At 68.2% G+C, this 16,625-nt stretch carries 18 protein-coding genes; 14 read left to right on the forward strand and 4 right to left on the reverse strand.

Annotated elements, in window-relative coordinates; genetic code table 11:
• Positions 1-7 precede the first annotated feature (7 nt).
• The 7 genes from E5CHR_RS00690 (at position 8) to hemC (ending at position 7,242) form a co-directional block, all read left to right on the forward strand.
• Positions 8-1,330, forward strand: a complete 1,323-nt coding sequence (locus E5CHR_RS00690; protein ID WP_162577908.1) for a metal-dependent hydrolase family protein — start codon at positions 8-10, stop codon at positions 1,328-1,330.
• A gap of 5 nt (positions 1,331-1,335) precedes the next feature.
• Positions 1,336-2,337, forward strand: a complete 1,002-nt coding sequence (locus E5CHR_RS00695) for a PDR/VanB family oxidoreductase (RefSeq protein ID WP_162577909.1) — start codon at positions 1,336-1,338, stop codon at positions 2,335-2,337.
• A 30-nt stretch (positions 2,338-2,367) separates the two neighbouring features.
• Positions 2,368-3,252 (forward strand): fumarylacetoacetate hydrolase family protein, encoded by an 885-nt coding sequence (locus tag E5CHR_RS00700; RefSeq protein WP_162577910.1) that lies wholly within the window; start codon positions 2,368-2,370, stop codon positions 3,250-3,252.
• Positions 3,249-4,229 (forward strand): Bug family tripartite tricarboxylate transporter substrate binding protein, encoded by a 981-nt coding sequence (locus E5CHR_RS00705; protein ID WP_162577911.1) that lies wholly within the window; start codon positions 3,249-3,251, stop codon positions 4,227-4,229. Before E5CHR_RS00700 ends, E5CHR_RS00705 begins: the two co-directional genes overlap by 4 nt.
• Positions 4,230-4,343: 114 nt before the next feature.
• Positions 4,344-5,312, forward strand: a complete 969-nt coding sequence (locus E5CHR_RS00710; RefSeq protein ID WP_162577912.1) for a Bug family tripartite tricarboxylate transporter substrate binding protein — start codon at positions 4,344-4,346, stop codon at positions 5,310-5,312.
• Positions 5,313-5,332: 20 nt separating this feature from the next.
• Positions 5,333-6,355, forward strand: coding sequence for an isopenicillin N synthase family dioxygenase (locus tag E5CHR_RS00715; protein ID WP_162577913.1), 1,023 nt, complete (start codon positions 5,333-5,335; stop codon positions 6,353-6,355).
• 8 nt (positions 6,356-6,363) lie between these two features.
• The gene (gene hemC, locus E5CHR_RS00720; RefSeq protein ID WP_232061904.1) at positions 6,364-7,242 is read left to right on the forward strand and encodes a hydroxymethylbilane synthase; all 879 of its coding nucleotides are present in this window, start codon (positions 6,364-6,366) and stop codon (positions 7,240-7,242) included.
• A gap of 17 nt (positions 7,243-7,259) precedes the next feature.
• Here the strand turns inward: hemC and E5CHR_RS00725 are convergent, their stop codons facing one another.
• Positions 7,260-7,850, reverse strand: coding sequence for a nitroreductase family protein (locus E5CHR_RS00725; protein WP_162577914.1), 591 nt, complete (start codon positions 7,848-7,850; stop codon positions 7,260-7,262).
• Positions 7,851-7,997: 147 nt separating this feature from the next.
• Here E5CHR_RS00725 and E5CHR_RS00730 point away from each other — a divergent pair, with 147 nt between their 5' ends.
• From E5CHR_RS00730 to E5CHR_RS00740, 3 genes are read left to right on the forward strand one after another with little or no spacing between them, the layout of a single operon-like run.
• Positions 7,998-9,092: a TauD/TfdA family dioxygenase gene (locus E5CHR_RS00730; protein ID WP_162577915.1), complete on the forward strand. Its 1,095-nt coding sequence runs from the start codon at positions 7,998-8,000 to the stop codon at positions 9,090-9,092.
• Complete coding sequence (locus E5CHR_RS00735) at positions 9,080-10,126, forward strand: TauD/TfdA family dioxygenase (protein ID WP_162577916.1); 1,047 nt, start codon at positions 9,080-9,082, stop codon at positions 10,124-10,126. Before E5CHR_RS00730 ends, E5CHR_RS00735 begins: the two co-directional genes overlap by 13 nt.
• 38 nt (positions 10,127-10,164) lie before the next feature.
• Positions 10,165-11,148 (forward strand): Bug family tripartite tricarboxylate transporter substrate binding protein, encoded by a 984-nt coding sequence (locus E5CHR_RS00740; protein WP_162577917.1) that lies wholly within the window; start codon positions 10,165-10,167, stop codon positions 11,146-11,148.
• Between the two features lie 15 nt (positions 11,149-11,163).
• On the opposite strand, the gene E5CHR_RS00745 is transcribed toward E5CHR_RS00740, so the two are convergent.
• The 3 genes from E5CHR_RS00745 to E5CHR_RS00755 all read right to left on the reverse strand — a co-directional run bounded on the left by E5CHR_RS00745 (position 11,164) and on the right by E5CHR_RS00755 (position 13,475).
• Positions 11,164-11,976, reverse strand: coding sequence for a class I SAM-dependent methyltransferase (locus E5CHR_RS00745; protein ID WP_162577918.1), 813 nt, complete (start codon positions 11,974-11,976; stop codon positions 11,164-11,166).
• 76 nt (positions 11,977-12,052) lie between these two features.
• On the reverse strand, positions 12,053-12,529 hold the full coding sequence (locus tag E5CHR_RS00750) for a C40 family peptidase (RefSeq protein WP_162577919.1): 477 nt from the start codon (positions 12,527-12,529) through the stop codon (positions 12,053-12,055).
• Positions 12,530-12,548: 19 nt separating this feature from the next.
• Positions 12,549-13,475 (reverse strand): LysR family transcriptional regulator, encoded by a 927-nt coding sequence (locus tag E5CHR_RS00755; protein WP_162577920.1) that lies wholly within the window; start codon positions 13,473-13,475, stop codon positions 12,549-12,551.
• Positions 13,476-13,608: 133 nt separating this feature from the next.
• Here E5CHR_RS00755 and E5CHR_RS00760 point away from each other — a divergent pair, with 133 nt between their 5' ends.
• The 4 genes from E5CHR_RS00760 to E5CHR_RS00775 all read left to right on the forward strand — a co-directional run bounded on the left by E5CHR_RS00760 (position 13,609) and on the right by E5CHR_RS00775 (position 16,625).
• Positions 13,609-14,589 carry a Bug family tripartite tricarboxylate transporter substrate binding protein gene (locus E5CHR_RS00760; RefSeq protein ID WP_162577921.1) on the forward strand — a complete coding sequence of 327 codons (981 nt, stop codon included), beginning with the start codon at positions 13,609-13,611 and terminating at the stop codon, positions 14,587-14,589.
• Between the two features lie 61 nt (positions 14,590-14,650).
• Positions 14,651-15,145, forward strand: a complete 495-nt coding sequence (locus E5CHR_RS00765) for a cupin domain-containing protein (protein WP_162577922.1) — start codon at positions 14,651-14,653, stop codon at positions 15,143-15,145.
• A complete protein-coding gene (locus E5CHR_RS00770; RefSeq protein ID WP_162577923.1) occupies positions 15,142-15,858 on the forward strand; it encodes a dienelactone hydrolase family protein in 717 nt (238 codons plus the stop codon). Before E5CHR_RS00765 ends, E5CHR_RS00770 begins: the two co-directional genes overlap by 4 nt.
• Complete coding sequence (locus E5CHR_RS00775) at positions 15,855-16,625, forward strand: hypothetical protein (RefSeq protein ID WP_162577924.1); 771 nt, start codon at positions 15,855-15,857, stop codon at positions 16,623-16,625. Before E5CHR_RS00770 ends, E5CHR_RS00775 begins: the two co-directional genes overlap by 4 nt.

Genomic DNA, 16,625 nt, shown 5'->3' on the forward strand with positions numbered 1-16,625 from the left:
CGCCACCATGAGAAGGATCCTGGAGATCGCCGGCTGCACGCTGATCGACGGCACCGGGCGCGCGCCGGTGCCCGACGCCACGCTGCGCGTCGTCGATGGCCGCATCGCTGCCGTATGGCGCAATGGCGAGCGCCCGGCCGACCAGCAGGGGCCGGCCGAACAGGTGGTCCAGGCGCGGGGCAAGACCGTGATCCCGGGCCTCATCGACGCGCACTGCCACATCTCCTACGGCGAGGGCAAGACCGCAGAGGAAGTCGACATCTACGGCGGCCCCGAGTGGGCCGCGGTGCGCGCCGTGTGGAATGCGCAGAAGGTGCTGCAAAGCGGCGTGACGAGCTTCTGCGACCCAGGCTCCACCTGGAACGTGGCGGTCAGCTGCCGCGACGCCATCAACAACGGGATGTTCGACGGCCCGCGCATCTTCGCGGCCGGGCGGCACATCTGCGCCGACGGCGGTTTCGCGGATTATTTCCCCAGCTGGCTCGGCATGCCGGTCTCCGCCGAAGGCGTGCTGTGCCCGACCCGCGACGAGATGCGGCAGGAAGTGCGCCGCCAGGTCAAGAACCGGGTGGACCTCGTCAAGATCAGCGGCGACAGCCAGGCGCAGGACACGCGCCTCGATGCCGGGCCCTGCTTCTCGGACGACGAACTGTCGTGCATCGTCGACACCGCCCATGCCCTTGGCCGCAAGGTCACCATCCATTCGCGTTACGCGAAGACCGTGGCGGCAGCCGCGCGCGCAGGCGTGGACTGGGTCATTCACGCGTCCTACATGGACCCTGCCGACATCGGACTCCTGCTGGACCGGCAGGTGCCCATCTGCGCCACGATGACCTACACGGCCAACATCGTGCAGCACGGGCGCGACGTGGGCGTCGATCCCAACTACATCGAAGTCAAGAAGCGCGAGCTCGATGCGCTCGTCGAGGTCCACCGCAAGGCCATCGAGGCGGGCGTGCCGATGATGGCCGGTTCGGAAGCAGGCTTTGCCGTGACCCCCTACGGCCAATGGCATGCGCGCGAGATCGAGCTGATGGTGGAGCTTTTGGGCATGAAGCCGCTCGACGCCATCACGGCAGGCACTTTCAACAACGCGAAGGCCTTCGGCTGGGAGCAGGAGGTGGGCAGCCTGCAGCCCGGGCGCTGGGCCGACCTGCTGGTGCTGGACGGCGACCCGCTGGCCGACATTCGCATGTTGAGCGACCGCAAGCGCATTGCTGCGGTCTACAAGGGCGGCGAACTCGTGCCGCGGGCAGATTCGCTGCCCACCCGCCGCCGCATGGGCCACGAGCGATCACTCGCGGTTTCGAGCATTCCGCTGAACAGGTGAGTCGAATGGAAGTCATCGAATCAAGCGCCACCCGCGTCGAGGCAGAAGCCGGCGACTGGCTGGAAGCCACAGTCTGCGAGGCCGTGAGGCTCACGCCCGACACCCTGCTGCTGCGCCTCAGGTCCGCCACTGGCGACCCGCTGCCGCCTCATGAGCCGGGCGCGCACGTGGCGCTCAGGTGCGGCGAAGGCGTGGTCCGCCACTACTCGCTCACGGGGGCTCGCCAGCATCCGGGCCTGTACGAACTGGGCATCAAGCGCGCGGAAAACAGCCAGGGGGGAAGCCAATGGGTGTTCGACCACGTCGCTGTCGGGTCCCGGTTGTTCATCTCGCGGCCACGCAACCACTTCCCGCTGGTCGAAGGGACGGGGCGGTTCCTGTTCTTCAGCGGGGGCATCGGCGCAACGCCGGTCATCTCCATGCTGTACGACCTGCAGGCCCGGGGCATCCGGGCGCGCCTGGTGCACATGTGCCGCTCGCGCGAAGACCTGGGCTTCCAGTCGTGGCTGTCGGAACTGGCAGCCTTCCATGACGTGCACCTCCACTTCGACGCCGACGCGGGACTGTTCGATCTGCAGGCGGAGCTGGGCCGCGCGCATGCCGACGCCCACGTGTACTGCTGCGGCCCGACCGGCATGATGGATGCGGTGCGCCGGCACGGCGAAGCCGCGGGCCGCGCCGAACGCTTCCACTTCGAGTACTTCGCGCCACCGCAGGTGGAGCGTGACGAAGCGCAGGACGGCGAGTTCACGGTGGTGCAGGGCAGCACCGGCCGCAGGATCGCGGTGCCCAAGACCAAGACCATGCTGGCGGCCCTGCGCGAGGCCGGTATCGCGATGAAGAGCGAGTGCGAGTACGGCGTCTGCGGCTGGTGCGCCGTCGGCGTGAAGGAGGGCGTCCCTGCCCACTTCGATTCCTACCTGACCGCCGCGGAGAAGGAGGCCAACAAGCTGGTCCTTCCCTGCGTGTCGCGTTGCACCAGCGCAAGCATCACGCTCGACATCTAGCGTCATTCACAACCAGAACCAGGAGCTCCCTTGAGACTCGCCACCTTTTCTCTTCGTTCGTCGCCCGAGCGGCAGCTTGTCGGTGTCTTGCGCGGTGACCGCCTGCTCGAAGTCGACGCGCCGTCCATGAAGGCCTTGCTCGGCCGTGGCCGCGACGCACTGGATGCGCTCGCGAGCCGGGTCGATCGCCTGCCCGGTCCGGGGCATGCCCTCCAGGATGTCCGTTTCCTGCCGCCCGTTCCCGATGCCGACAAGTTTCTCTGTGTCGGCAAGAACTACCGCACACACCTCGAGGAACTCAAGAGGACGGACCTGATCAAGGAGCTGCCGAGCGAGCCGACCGGCTTCGTGAAACTCAACGACGCACTCACCGGCCACGACGCCGAGGTGGTGCGCCCCGCCTCGGTCACGCGCCTGGACTACGAACCCGAGATGGTCTTCGTCATCGGCAAACCCGCACACGACGTCAAGGCGGACGACGCGATGTCCTATGTGGCGGGCATCACCCTCCTCAACGACCTCACCTGCCGCGACACGCAGAAGCGGGAAGTCGCGTCGGGTTCGCGCTTCTGGACGGCCAAGAACGCGCCGGGCTTCGGTCCGCTGGGGCCGTTCATCATCACGATGGACGAAGTGCCCGATCCGTATGACATCTGGGTCACCTGCAGCGTGAACGGCGAACAGCGCATGCGCGTCAACACCAGCGAGCAGATCTGGAAGCTGTCGCGGATCATCGAGCACTTCTCGCGCCTGGTGCCGCTGGTGCCCGGCGACATGTTTTCCACCGGTGCCCCGGGCGGGGTCGCTGTGGGCAAGGCCAATGCCGAGGACCTGTTCCTGAAGCCGGGAGACGTCGTCGAATGCGCCTTCGAGGCGCCGGCGATGGTCCTGCGCAACCGCATCGTGGCGCCATGAGTGCCGATCGCCACGCGTCCACCCTTGCTTCGCGCCGGACATTCATCGCTGCGGCGGCGGCGACACTGGGCACCGCATCGTCCCTGGCGCGAGCACAGCAGGGCTTTCCCGCCCGTCCGGTGACACTGCTCGTGCCCTTTCCTCCAGGGGGCGGTGCCGATACCCTGTCGCGCATTCTGGCAGTGCCGCTCGGAAAGGCCTGGCATCAGTCGGTCGTGGTCGACAACCGGCCCGGTGCGAGCGGCAAGATCGGCGCCTCCGCCGTGGCCCGCGCACCGGCCGACGGCCACATGCTGCTGATGGCGTCGACCGGTGCGATCGACGAGAGCAATTCCACCGCGCTGGCACCCGTGGCGCTCGTGTCTGCATCCCCCTACGTCGCCGTGGTGCATCCGAAGCTCGGAATCGACAACGTCCGGGACTTGATCGCGCGCGCAAAGGCCGAGCCTGGCAAGCTGGCCTTCGGATCGTCGGGCGAAGGATCAGCGTCCCAGCTCACGGTCGAGCTGTTCAAGCAAATGACGGGCACCGACATGTTGCACGTGCCCTATAAAGGCACAGGGCAAGCAGTGACGGACCTGCTGGCCGGCACCATCCAGCTGATGTTTGCACCAGGCCAGGCGGTGCTGCCTCATGTCGCATCGGGCAAGCTGGTGGCCATTGCCGTCACGAGTCCGCAGCGCGCCCGTGCTGTGCCGACGCTGCCGACCATCGCGGAGTCGGGGGTGCCGGGCTATGCGGCGTCCGGATGGTTTGGCCTTTTTGCGCCGGCGGCCACGCCCCAGGCCGTCATCCGCCGTGTTGCGGACGACGTGGACGTGCTGATGCAGCGGTCGGACATCGCCGATGCCATGCTCAAGGTGGGTGCAGAGCCCTCGCGCGGCACTCCGGCGCAGTTCGCCCGCTTTGTCCAGGAGGAGCTGGCGAAATGGAGTCGCCTGGAAGCCCGGATGGCAGGGAGCCAGAAGTCACGTTGAAGGCACACGGCACTCATGCACCCGACCCGGAAAAAGCAGAAACAACTGGATCGACGGCACAGAGTGGATCGGTTTGTGCTGTCTCACCCATAACGTCACGATGATCGGAACACCATGCAAATCGATTTCACCCGCCGTGCTCTCCTTGCAATCGGCGCAACGCTGCCCCTGGGCCTCGCGCATGCGCAGGAGGAGGCCATGCTGCGACTGGTCGTCCCCTTCGCCGCCGGTTCCACCATCGACGCGCTGGCACGGCTTATTGCCAACAAGCTGCCGGAGGTCTCCAGGCACAAGGTCGTCGTGGTGGACAACCGGCCGGGCGCGGCGGGCATCCTCGGCACGACCTACGTCGCCAAGGCCAAGCCGGATGGCAAGACCTTCCTGATCCAGGCGAACGGCCTGACGACGACGCCGGCGGTGCGCAGCGATCTTCCCTACGACCTGCAGAAGCACCTGGCGCCGCTGACGCTCGTGGGCCTGGCTCCCTATGGACTCGTGGTGCCGGGCGACTCGAAATTCCAGACCCTGGCCGAGATGTTCAGCGCGGCGCGCGCGTCCAGGCAGCCGATTCCGTTCGGCACCAGCGGTCCGGGCAGCCAGAGCGAGTTCGTCCTCGCCCAGATCGCCAAGGCGGCGAAGGTGGAGTTCCTCAAGGTGCCGTTCAAGGGGCAGGCCGACATCATGCTGGCGGTCATGGGCGGGCACGTCCAGATGGCCATGATCAACATGCCCTCGGCCGTCAAGCAGGCGAGCGATCGAAAGGTCAGGATCCTCGCGACCATGACGGACAAGCGGACCCCCTCCACGCCCGACGTGCCGACGCTGACCGAGGCCGGCATTCCAGGCATCAACGAAAGCGCCTGGTACGGCCTGTTGACCACCGCCGGCACGCCGGCACCGGTGGTGGAGGCGCTGAGCAAGGACCTGCTCAACGTGCTGGGCCTGCCGGACGTGCGCGCGAAGCTCACGGAGCTCGGCATCGATATCGTGGCGAGCACGCCGGCGCAGTTCAGCGACCGCATCGCCGGCGAGCTCGGCCGCTACCAGGCCATCGCCAAGGAAGAGAACATCAAGGCCGAATAGACAGGACACTGGAGACCCCCATGAACGCAGTAATCAACGCGAACCGCAACGCCAGCAAGGTGGCGATCATCGACCTCACGGATCTGCGCAGCCCCGACCTCGCAAGGCGCAAGCGGCTGGGGGAGGAGATCGCGCAAGCCTGCAGCGAGGTCGGCTTCTTCTACATCGTGAACCATGGCATCCCGAAGGCGAAGGTCGAGCGCATGTTCGAGATCGCAAGGCAGTTCTTCGCCTTGACCGGCGAGCAGAAGCAGCAGCTCTCGATGGCGAACAACAATTCCTACCGCGGCTACCTGCCGATGAAGACCACCGGCAACGATCCGACGATGAAAGGCCTGCTGCTGGAAGCCTTCCATGCGTGGCAGGAGCACGCGCCGGGGGACCCCGGCCTGGCGGCAGGAAAGCCGTTGCACGGCGTCAACGTGTGGCCCGCGCAGCTGCCCGGGATGCACGAGGAGGTGATGGACTACGCGGGCATGGTGACGTTGCTTGCGCGCGACCTGCTCGCCATCGCGGCACTCGGCATCGGCCTGCCGGAGGACACCTTCCTCAGGCACTTCGAGCAGCCCCTGTCGCTGCTGCGCCTCATCCACTATCCGCCCCAGGAGCCCTCGGAGACCGAAGGCCGCTTCGGCACGCGTCCGCACACCGACAACTGCGCCTTCACCATCCTGGCCCAGGACGACACCGGCGGCCTGGAGATCATGGGCGAGGAGGGCGAATGGGTGGGCGTGCCGCCGGTCGCGGACAGCTACGTCATCAACCTCGGCGAGGTGATGAAGATCTGGACGAACGGGATGTTCATGGCAACGCCGCACCGCGTCATCAATCGCTCGGGCAAGGAGCGCTACTCGATTCCGTTCTTCATGAATCCGACGCACGATGCGCTGGTCCGCCCACTCCTGGAGGATGCCGGAACAGGCAAGGCGGAGCCGGTGTTCCACACGACCGTCGGCATCGAGGAGGGGCTCACCAGCAGCGAGATCCTCATGCGCCTGTACAAGAGGATCTGGCCTTCTCTCGACGGCCAGCGGGTCGACTGAACCCGCTGGTGATCGCCACGCGCAGGAGCCCTCTTGCGCTGTGGCAGGCCGGCGAGGTCCAGCGCAGGCTCCAGGCGGGCGGAAGGTCGGTGCGGCTCTCGCTGGTCACGACGACCGGCGACCGCATCCTCGACCGCGCCCTCGACAAAGTCGGCGGCAAGGGGCTCTTCCTCAAGGAGATCGAGCAGGCCCTGCTCCAGGGCGATGCCGATCTCGCGGTTCATTCGCTGAAGGACGTGCCGATGGTGCTGCCGGCGGGCTTCACGCTGGCCGCCGTGTTGGCCCGCGAAGATCCCCGGGACGCGTTGGTCGCGAGGGACGGGCAAGTGCTCGCCGAGCTGCCCGCGGGCGCGCGTATCGGCACCTCGAGCCTGCGCCGCGCCATGATGCTGCGCCGCATGCGCCCCGATCTGCAGATCTCTTTCATCCGGGGCAACGTCGAGGGACGCCTTGCCAGACTGGCGTCCGGTGAGTTCGCCGCCATCGTGCTCGCACTGGCCGGGCTGCGACGCCTGGGCCTCGAGCAACGCGTCACGGAGGTGTTCGACGTCTCGCGCATGCTGCCTGCCGTCGGGCAGGGTGCGATTGCCATCGAAACCCGCAGCGGCCGATCCGATCTGCAGGAGATCCTGGCGCCGATGAACGACCGCGCCACCGAGCTCTGCGTATCCGCGGAGCGGGCCGTGGGACGGCACATGGATGCAGGCTGCTCGCAGCCCTTCGCCGCCTTCGCGCGCCTGAGTGCCGGCGTCATGCAGCTCGAAGCCGCGCATCAGGGCGCCGGCGATGCGGAGCCGGTGTTCGCCAGTGCCAGCGCGCCCGTCAGCCAGGTGGAGCAGGCGCTCAGGCTGGGCGAAGAGGTCGCTGCCAGGCTTCGCGAGGCCTGAACGGCGGACCCCTTCTTCTATCGCCAGCGCACCACGCCGGCGGTGACGGACTGGGGCCGCTTGAACAGCTCGCGCTCGGGGTCCCTGTAGCCGACCTGCAGCACCCCGACCACGCGGCCGCCTTCGATGCCGGCGGCCTGTTCCACCTCGTCGGAAAGCTGCAGCGGGGACGAGCTCATGGCGCAGGAGAGCTGCATGGAGGTGAGGGCCAGCATCAGGTTCTGCGTGGCCGCCGCGGTCGCGAACTCCTCTTCGAGCGGGCGCACTCGCGGGTGGCTGGTGTCGGGGACGCACCCGATCACCACCATCACGGGTGCATCGAAAGCACGGCACCGCGCACGGCCCGGGTGCCAGCCGATGCGCACCGCCGCCTTCTCGTAGGCGGTGGCCAATTCGGCGCGAGCGCTGCCGCGGAACACCGTGAAGCGCCAGGGCCGCGTGTGGTAGTGGCTGGGCGCAAGCACGGCCAGTTGCAGGGCGCGCTCGAGCAGATGCCGAGGCACGTCCTGGTCCAGGTAGAAATAAACGGAACGCCGCTGCCGGGCGATGTCTTCGAATGCGCACGACAGGTCGACGCGGCTGGCGGGTTCCTCGAGGTCGATGGTCATCGGATGTTCCTTGTTCGGCGACGGGAGAAGGATTTAAGAATACCTTCAAGGTATACCAAAAGTCAAGAACGTGCCCGCGAGGCATTGACGTGAATTTGTGTGTGGACCAAAATGGCATACCATTAAGGCAGAAAAGAAGGCCGCGCGATGAACATCAGTCCGATCGAGGGTGCTTGCGTCTGGGACCGCCGTTCCGTCCGGCCCGACGACCTGGTCATGCAGATTCCTCCGGACTGCGTCGACGAAGCCTTGCAGGCCCTGCGCGCCGTCGGAGCGCAAGGACTGCAGCTCCGTCAGGTGGACCGCGCGAGCTTCCCGCTGCCGCGTTTCGCCGAATGGCTGCTGCAGGCGCGCCGCGAGCTCGAAGGGGGGCGCGGCCTCCTGCTGCTGCGCGGCCTCGGCATCGAGGGCCTGACGCAGGAAGAGGTCCGGATCCTGTACTGGGGCCTCTGCGTTCACCTCGGCATCCCGCTTTCGCAGAGCCGCAATGGCGAGTTCGTCGGCGAGGTGCGGGACATCGGCGTCAAAAAAGGCCAGGCGGACTCCCGTGCCTACCGAACGGGCGGTGCGCTGCGCTTCCACATGGACCGCTGCGACCTGCTGGGCCTGCTGTGCGTGCGCGAGGCCCGCAGCGGCGGCTTGAGCATGGCGGTCAGCTCGGCGGCAGTGCACAACGAAGTGCTGCGACGCCGCCCGGACCTCATGGAGACGCTTTATCAGCCCTTCTACTTCAGCCGCCAGTCCGAGCAGGTGGAGGGCGAACGGCCCTTGTACGCCGGCTCGATCTACGCCGTGGTGGACGGCAAGTTCATGAGCCAGTTCTCGCTGACGTATATCGAATCGGCACAGCGTTACGCGGAAGTCCCGCGCCTGACGCCCGCGCAGGAGGAGGCGATCCGCCTGGTGGCCTCGGTGGCCGAAGAGCTCTGCGTCACGTTCCAGATGCAGCCGGGCGACATCCAGCTCCTGAACAACCACGTCATGTACCACGCCCGCACGACCTACGAAGACCACGCGGACCCGGCCAGAAAGAGGCTTCTGCTGCGGGTGTGGCTCGCCACGCCCGACAGTCGCCGCCTTCCGGCCGAGCGCGAAGAGGTCTGGGGCAGCACGGAGCCCGGCCATGTGCGGGGCGGCGTGACGCCTCCCGCCGGCCCGCGCTTCGCATTCGAGGACTGGGCCAGCGCAGGCGGATCCGACCCACTACATACCCCACCACTGGAGCCCTCATGGAAATCCTGAAGCAACCCATTCGACATCCGAGCGCCTGGAAAGGCAGCGACTTCCGTTCGAAGGATGACATCACGCTGCACTTCGAGGCGGAGCATCTCGAAGAGATCGATCGAACCCTCAAAGCCGCGGTGCAGGCCGGCCTGCGGCTGGAGACGCTCGAGCGCCAGCACTTCGAGCTGCCGCGCACGGCCGCGCTGCTGCAAGCCACCCGCGACGAGCTTCGCCTGGGCCGCGGCATCGTGATCCTGCGCGGCATCGACGCGAGCCGCTACAGCGTGCCCGAACTCGAGATGATCTACTGGGGCATCGGCACTCACCTGGGCGTGGGCGTGTCGCAGAGCGTGCTCGGCGACCGCCTGGGCCATGTCCAGGACAAGACTGCAACCGATCCTCACGCACGTGCCTACCGCAACAAGCAGGAACTGACGCCGCACACCGACACGTCGGACATCGTCGGGCTGATGTGCGTACGCACCGCGCGCGAAGGCGGGATCTCCATCGCGTCGAGCGTGGCGGCGGTGCACAACGCGCTGCTCGCGCAGTTCCCCGAGTACCTCGAGCCGCTGTACGAGGGCTTCCCGTACCACCGCCGCGGTGAGAACCTGCCCGGCGAGGCGGCGATCACGCCGCACCGGATTCCTGTGTTCTCCTATGTGGAGGGGCAGTTGAGCTGCCGGTACACGCGTTCGTACATCGAGACTGCCGCGCGCGAGGGCGGTGCCCCGCTGAGCCAGCTGCAGGTCGACGCGCTCAACTGCCTTGAGCGCCTCACCTACGAATTCGCCTTCGAGTTCCAGCTCGATCCAGGCGAGATCTACCTGCTCAACAACTACACCGTGCTCCACGCGCGCACGGCATTCGAGAACTGGCCCGAGCCGGAAAAGGCAAGGCTGCTCCTGCGCCTGTGGCTGACAGCGGACGACTGGCGACCGCTCGACCCGCGCATCAACGCCACCCGCAGCGGAATCGCGGCGCAAGAAGGCAAGCTGCCATCCTTCGAGCGCTCCTTCGGCTCCGGCCGCATCGCGACCCAGCGCAGCTGAATTCAGGCACCGAAGTTCATCCAGGAAAGGAAGTTCGTATGAAGATGAAGCGTCTCCTGAGCGCCGCTGTCGTGGCTGCGGCAGGCATCGTGTTGGCCAGCGCGCCCTCGGTTGCGCCGGCCCAGACCTATCCCACCAAGACCGTGACGATCATCAACCCGTTCGCCGCGGGCGGATCGTTGGACGTCATGGCGCGCCTGCTTGCCGATCAGCTGACGCAAAGCCTTGGCCAGCCAGTCATCGTGGAGAACCGCGCGGGCGCAGGCAGCACGATCGGCACGGGCATGGTGGCACGCGCGCGGCCCGACGGCTACACCTTGCTCATCACCGCCGCCAACATCGTCTCGGCGCCGGCGCTGGGCACCCCGGTCAACTACGACTGGAAGAAGGACTTCGCGCCCGTCACACTGCTGGGCAACATCGCGCAGGTGCTGGCAGTGCCCGAGGACTTGCCGGCAAAGAACCTGAAGGAATTCGTTGCCCTTGCGAAGTCGACGAAGGGCGGGTTGAGCATCGGGTCTCTCGGCCCGGGCAGCGGCAGCCACATCAACGGCAAGCGCCTCGAGGAGGCCACCGGCGTTGCGCTCACGGACATCCCGTTCAAGGGCATGGCCGAAACGATGACCGCGCTTGCCGGAGGGCACATCCAGCTCGCCTTCGGGAACCTGCCCGAGGTGCTCACGTACCAGCGCGGGGGCCGCGTCCGGCCCATCGCCATCGCGATGCCGACCCGCTCCGAACTCGCGCCCGGCCTGCCGACCGTGGCCGAGTCCGGCTACCCGAACGTGGCCATCGTGCCGTGGTACGGCGTTCTGGCTCCTGCGGGAACGCCGCCGGATGTGGTGGCGAAACTGCAGCGGTCCTTCGCCGCGGCGCTTGCGCAGCCTGCGCTCGCCGCGCGTCTGAAGGACATGGCGATCACCCCCATCGGCAGCTCCCCGGAGGAATTCCGCCGAGTGCTTGAAGAAGACCACGCCATGTACGTCAAGATCGGCAAGGAAATGGGGGTCACCCTCAAGTAGCGCGCCAGAACTCCGCTATGCGCCGGCCACGATCACGTGTGCCTGGATCTTGCCGGCCACGGGGCCTTCGCCGTGGCGGCGCGCAATTTCTTCCGTCGCACGGTCCGTCGCGAGTTGAAGCAGGCCGGCATCGAGTGCCTCGATCTCGTTGCGCAGCGGCGTTCCCTGGCAATAGGCGGTGGCCGCGTCGCGGGCCGAGGGCGCGCGGCTCTCCTCCTGCCGCGTCTCGATGTCGATCCCGGTGAAGCCTGCACGCCTCAAGTCCTCGCGGATCTGGTCGACATCGTGATAGCCGTGCGGCGTGCGCGCGAGGAACCGCGGAGGCGCGTGCGGAAACACCGCGGCCACCGCATCGGTCACCTCGTCGGCAAAGGCGTTCTCTTCGATCCGGTCCCACACACTGAAGACGAGGCGCCCGCCAGGCCGCAACACGCGGCGCGCCTCGGCGTAACCGGCGACCCGGTCGGGAAAAAACATCGCGCCGAACTGGCAGCAAACGATGTCGAACGCGGCATCTTCGAACGGCAGGTGGAGCGCGTCCGCCTGCCGCCACTCGATACGGCGGTCGGCCCCCTGCCGGCCGGCGGCATAGTCGAGCATGGGCTGGTTGAGATCGGTCACCACGTAGCGCGCGTCCGGCCCGAGTCTTGGCGCAAGCGCGCGCGTGACCACGCCGCTCCCTGCCGCCGTCTCGAGCACCGAGCCAGGCGAGAAGCTGGCGACGAGCTCTGCCGTGCTGGCGCCATAGACCTCGAAGATCAGCGGGACCATCAGCGTGTCGTAGAGCTTCGGGATCGAGCCTGCGAACACCTTGTCGATTTCAGCCATGAGACCTCCTCGGAAACTTCGCCGGTCGCGGCGTCCTCGCCAATGTAGAAGGGCGCGCGTGCCAGCGCAACACCGCTCAGGGCCGCCGTACCTCCACCCGTTGGCGTGACCAGTACGGACCGTCGAGCCGGTCCAGCCGCACTTCGCCACCCGTCGAAGGCGCATGCACGAAGCGGTTCTCGCCCACGTAGATGCCCGCGTGCGTGGGCCGGCCGCCGCCGAACAGCACCAGGTCCCCGGTGCGCAGCGCATCGAACGCGACCGGCTCCCCGAAATCGGCAAGCCGTGCCACGGTGCGAGGCGTCGCCAGCCCGGCACTCTGGCGGTACACGAAGCCGATGAGCCCGCTGCAATCGAAGCCGCCGTCCACCGTGTTGCCCCCGTACCGGTAGGGCGTGCCGACCAGTCCCATGGCATGGATGGCGGCGTCCCTCGATTGTTCGGCGGAGATCAGCGATGCGCGCGAACGGCCCGGCGCGAGCGGTGGCGTGCTGCCGCAAGCCGCAATCAACAGGCAGGTGAAGAGGACGGTCGATCTGCGCAGGGTCTGCATGGCCGAGGATGGTAGTTGCTCAGGCCGTGCCCGCGGTGCGCGCGACGATCTCGAACTGCTGGCGCAGCCAGCGATGGGCCGGGTCGTGGTGCCTCCGCTCGTGCCAGAACATCGAGGTGCTTACGTCCTCCAGTGCAAGCGGCGGCTCCAGCACCTGCAACTGCCAGACTGCCGCGAAGTGCCGCGCAATCCGCTCGGGCAGCGTGGCCAGCAGGTCCGACTGCGCGACCAGGCCCGGCGAGACCAGCGTGGAGGACACGCGTGCACCGATGGTCCGCACCAGCCCCGCGCGTTCCAGCGCCTCGTCGACCACGGCCTCGAGCGTGGACCCGCCCGTGCCGCCCAGCGCATAGAACACGTGCGGGTACCCCACGTACTGCGCCCGGCTCAGCCGTCCCTGCACCTCGGGGTGGCCGACTGCGGCAATGACCCGCATGGGCTGGCGCATGAGCGGCGTGAAGCGCAGGCCCGGCGGCGCATTGCGGATGAAGGCAACCAGGAGGTCGACGCTGCCCTCCTCGAGTTCGTTTCGCACGCGCGCCAGGTCGGGCGGCTGCAGGGTGAGCTGCACGCCGGGCGCGAGTCGCCGCACCTGCGCGATCAGCGAGGGCATGAGCAGGTAGCCCAGTGTCTCGCTGGCCGAGATGCGGAAGCGCTCGGTCGCCGTCGCGGGATCGAACTCTGCACGGTCCGCCACGGCTTGGTCGACGAGGTTGAGCGCCTGCTGGAATCGGTCCGCCAGCTGCCGCGCGCGAGGCGTGGCCACCATGCCTTTTTCGGTACGCACCAGCAGCGGGTCAGCGAAGAGGGTGCGAAGGCGCGCCAGCGTTGCGCTCATCGCAGGCTGCGTGATGCCCATGCGCTCGGCCGCGCGCGTCACGTGGCCCTCCGCCACCAGGGCGACGACGCAACGCAACAAGTAGACGTCGAGATGGCGGGCTTGCATCGCTACGGATTATCCGCGTGCCCGCATGGCGATGCAGGCGGCCATACAGCCGGTGGCATGTCCGCATGCCAGGCCGGCGATGGCGGCCATGGCCACCGCTGACCACAATCATTGCAAAGCCCAAGGAGACACGATGAAGTCATTTGCCATTCATGCCATGCTCGCCGGCAGCCTGCTGGCCGTCGGCCAGACGGCGCTCGCGCAGCAGGCCGGCGACAGCTACCCCTCCAAGCCCGTGCGCATCGTGTTCGGGTTCCCGGCCGGCAGCGCGACCGACGTGGCGGCACGGCGGGTGGCCGCCAAGCTCAGCGCCGAGCTGGGCCAGTCCTTCTACGTCGACAACCGGCCTGGCGCCAACGGCAACATCGGTGGCGAGGCCGCAGCCAAGGCCCCGCCCGACGGCTACACGCTGCTGGCCGCGACCGTCAGCGAGATGGCGATCAACAAGCCTGCCGGCGTGCGCACGCGCCTCGACCCGGCCAATGATTTCATCCCCGTCGGCCTGCTGTTCACGAGCAACCCGGTGCTCGTGTCGAGCAATGCGTCCAAGCTCGAGACCGTCCCCCAGCTCGTCGCGCGCGCCAAGGCGCGGCCGGGCGAGGTGAACTGGGCAGTGGTCAACACCTTCCAGCAGGTGTTCGTCGCTTCTTTCGAGAAGGCGGCAGGCGTGAAGCTCAACGTCGTGCCCTACAAGGGCACGGCCTTCGCGATGACCGACGTGGTCGGCGGCCAGCTCGACGGCATGGTCGGCTACCCGGCCGAAGCCATGGGCCAGACCTCCGCCGGCCGTGCCAAGGCGCTGGGCCTGGGCGGCACGCAGCGCAATCCCTACATGCCCGAGACGCCCACGCTCGGCGAACTCGGCTATGCCGACATGGACCTGCTGGCCTGGGGAGGCATCTTTGCGCCCGCGGGCACGCCTCGCCCCATCGTCGACAAGCTCAACCACGCACTCCGCAACGCCAACGCCACGCCCGACGTGCGCGAGGCGCTGGCCAAGACAGGCTCGGAGGCCAGGCCCTACTCCGCCGACCAGTTCGCGACCTTCGTGCGCAACGAGATCTCGCGCTGGGACAAGCTCGTGCGCGAGACCGGCGTCAAGGTGGGCGAGTGAGCGCGTCGCCACCCGCCGATCCCCGATATTTTTCCAACCCCGTCCAGAAGGAAGCCGATCGATGACTGCCGCCCAGAAGACCTACGAAATGCCCATCTTGACGCCGACCCCGCAGCAGATGCAGTCCCGCGTGGCCCGCTTCAAGAACTTGCGCTACCCGCCCGACCGCTACCCCGACAGCCAGCTGCCGGGCCACGTACGCCGCAACTACCTTGTGATCGGGCGCGGTCTCGTCGTCGACGGCGGCAAGGACCCGATGTCGGCGATCGCCATCGACGAGGGCTTCCAGATGTCGTACGTCGAGGCCGAACCCGGCAACGGCCCGAAGCTACACAACCACGACACCAACGAGACCTTCGTCGCCATCAAGGGCCGCTGGCGCGTCATCTGGGGCCTGAACGAAGAGCACTCCGTCGACCTCGACCCGTTGGACGTCTGCTCGATGCCGGCTTACACGCCGCGCCGCTTCATCAACCTCGAGCCCGCTGAGGGCAGCACCCAAGGCCTGCTTCTGGCGGTGCAGCCGGGCAACGCCCCCAACTGCGAGTTCATGTGAGCGCCGCCGAGCGCATCGAATGCAAGGTGGTGCGCACCGCGCGGCGCGGCGTGCCGCTGGCGATCTGGCACCGCGCGGACCTCGACGCGCCGCGACCGCTCGTGCTGATCGGTCACGGCGGCGCCGGCCAAAAGACCTCGCCTGCCGTCGAGCGCGTGGCGCATGCCCTGGTCCGGCAGGCCGGCTTCGTGGCCGCCGCGATCGACGGCCCCGTGCACGGCGACCGCGCGGCAGACGGCGAGGACGCCGAGGCCGTGCGCGACCGCTTCCGCATCCTGTGGGCCGCCGGCGGCAGCGTGGATCCGATGGTGGCCGAGTGGACCGACGCTCTGGATGACCTGTGCGCCATGCCCCTCGTGGACGGGGAGGCGGTCGGCTGGTACGGCCTTTCGATGGGCACGGCCTACGGCCTGCCCGTGGTCGGCCGCACGCCGCGCGTACGCTGCGCCGTGCTCGGGCTCTGGGGCGATTGCCGCCCGCGCGCCGATGAGATCCTGCAGCAGGCCGCGCTCGTGCGGGTGCCCGTTCTGTTCCAGGCCAAGCCCGACGACGAGATCATCACGCTCGCGGGTGCGCGTGCCGTCTTCGCAGCGCTCGGTTCGGCCGACAAACGCCTCACGCTGCATCCGGGCCTGCACACCGAGATCGGCGAGCCGCAGCTGGCCGAGACGGTGGACTTCCTGCAGCGCCAACTGCAGCGGGTACCTGCATGAGCGCTGCCCGGGCGCGCCGAAGCGCCCCCGCCCCCGCCGCAGCCGAAGGCGAAGGCGAAGGCGAAGGCGCGCCGGTACGCGCTGGCGCGGCTGCTTCGGTGCAGCCGCGCTGCCGCATCGGGCAAGCGCCACCGGCACCGCCGGCGACGCTCGTCGAGGCATTGCGCGCCTGTGCGACTGCAAACCTCGCCGACAGCCTGCCGCAGGTGCAGGTCGCCCTGGGCCTCGTGCCGCGCCATGACAAGGCCGGCGTGCTGTGTGGACCGGCGCTCACGGTGCGCGTGGCTGCCGGCGACAACCTGCTGGCCCAGCATGCGATCGACCTCGCGCGGCCGGGCGACGTGATCGTGATCGATGGCGCGGCTCATGCGCAGTGCGCGCTCGTGGGTGAGACCATGGCCCGCTGGGCGCATGCGCGCGGAGTCGCCGGCTTCGTGGTCGACGGCGCCGTGCGCGACCTCGAGCCCCTGCGTCGGGGTCCGCTGCCCATCTATGCGCGCCATGTCTCGCCGCGCGGCCCGGCGCGAACGGGCGCCGGCGAGATCTACGGCGAAGTCTGCGTGGGCGGCGCAGTGGTGCGTGCGGGGGATTTGGTCGTGGGCGACCTCGACGGTGTGGTCTGCGTTCCGCAGACATTGGCCCGGGCCGCCCTGGAGGCCTGCCTGCAACTCGCGGCGCGCGAGCGCGACACCTTCGAGGCGATCCGCCGCGGCACACTCTCGCGTGCCTGGATCGCGCAGGCGCTGCGCGGCGGCGCCGCAAATTGA

The sequence above is a fragment of the Variovorax sp. PBS-H4 genome (assembly GCF_901827205.1).
GTDB lineage: Bacteria > Pseudomonadota > Gammaproteobacteria > Burkholderiales > Burkholderiaceae_C > Variovorax.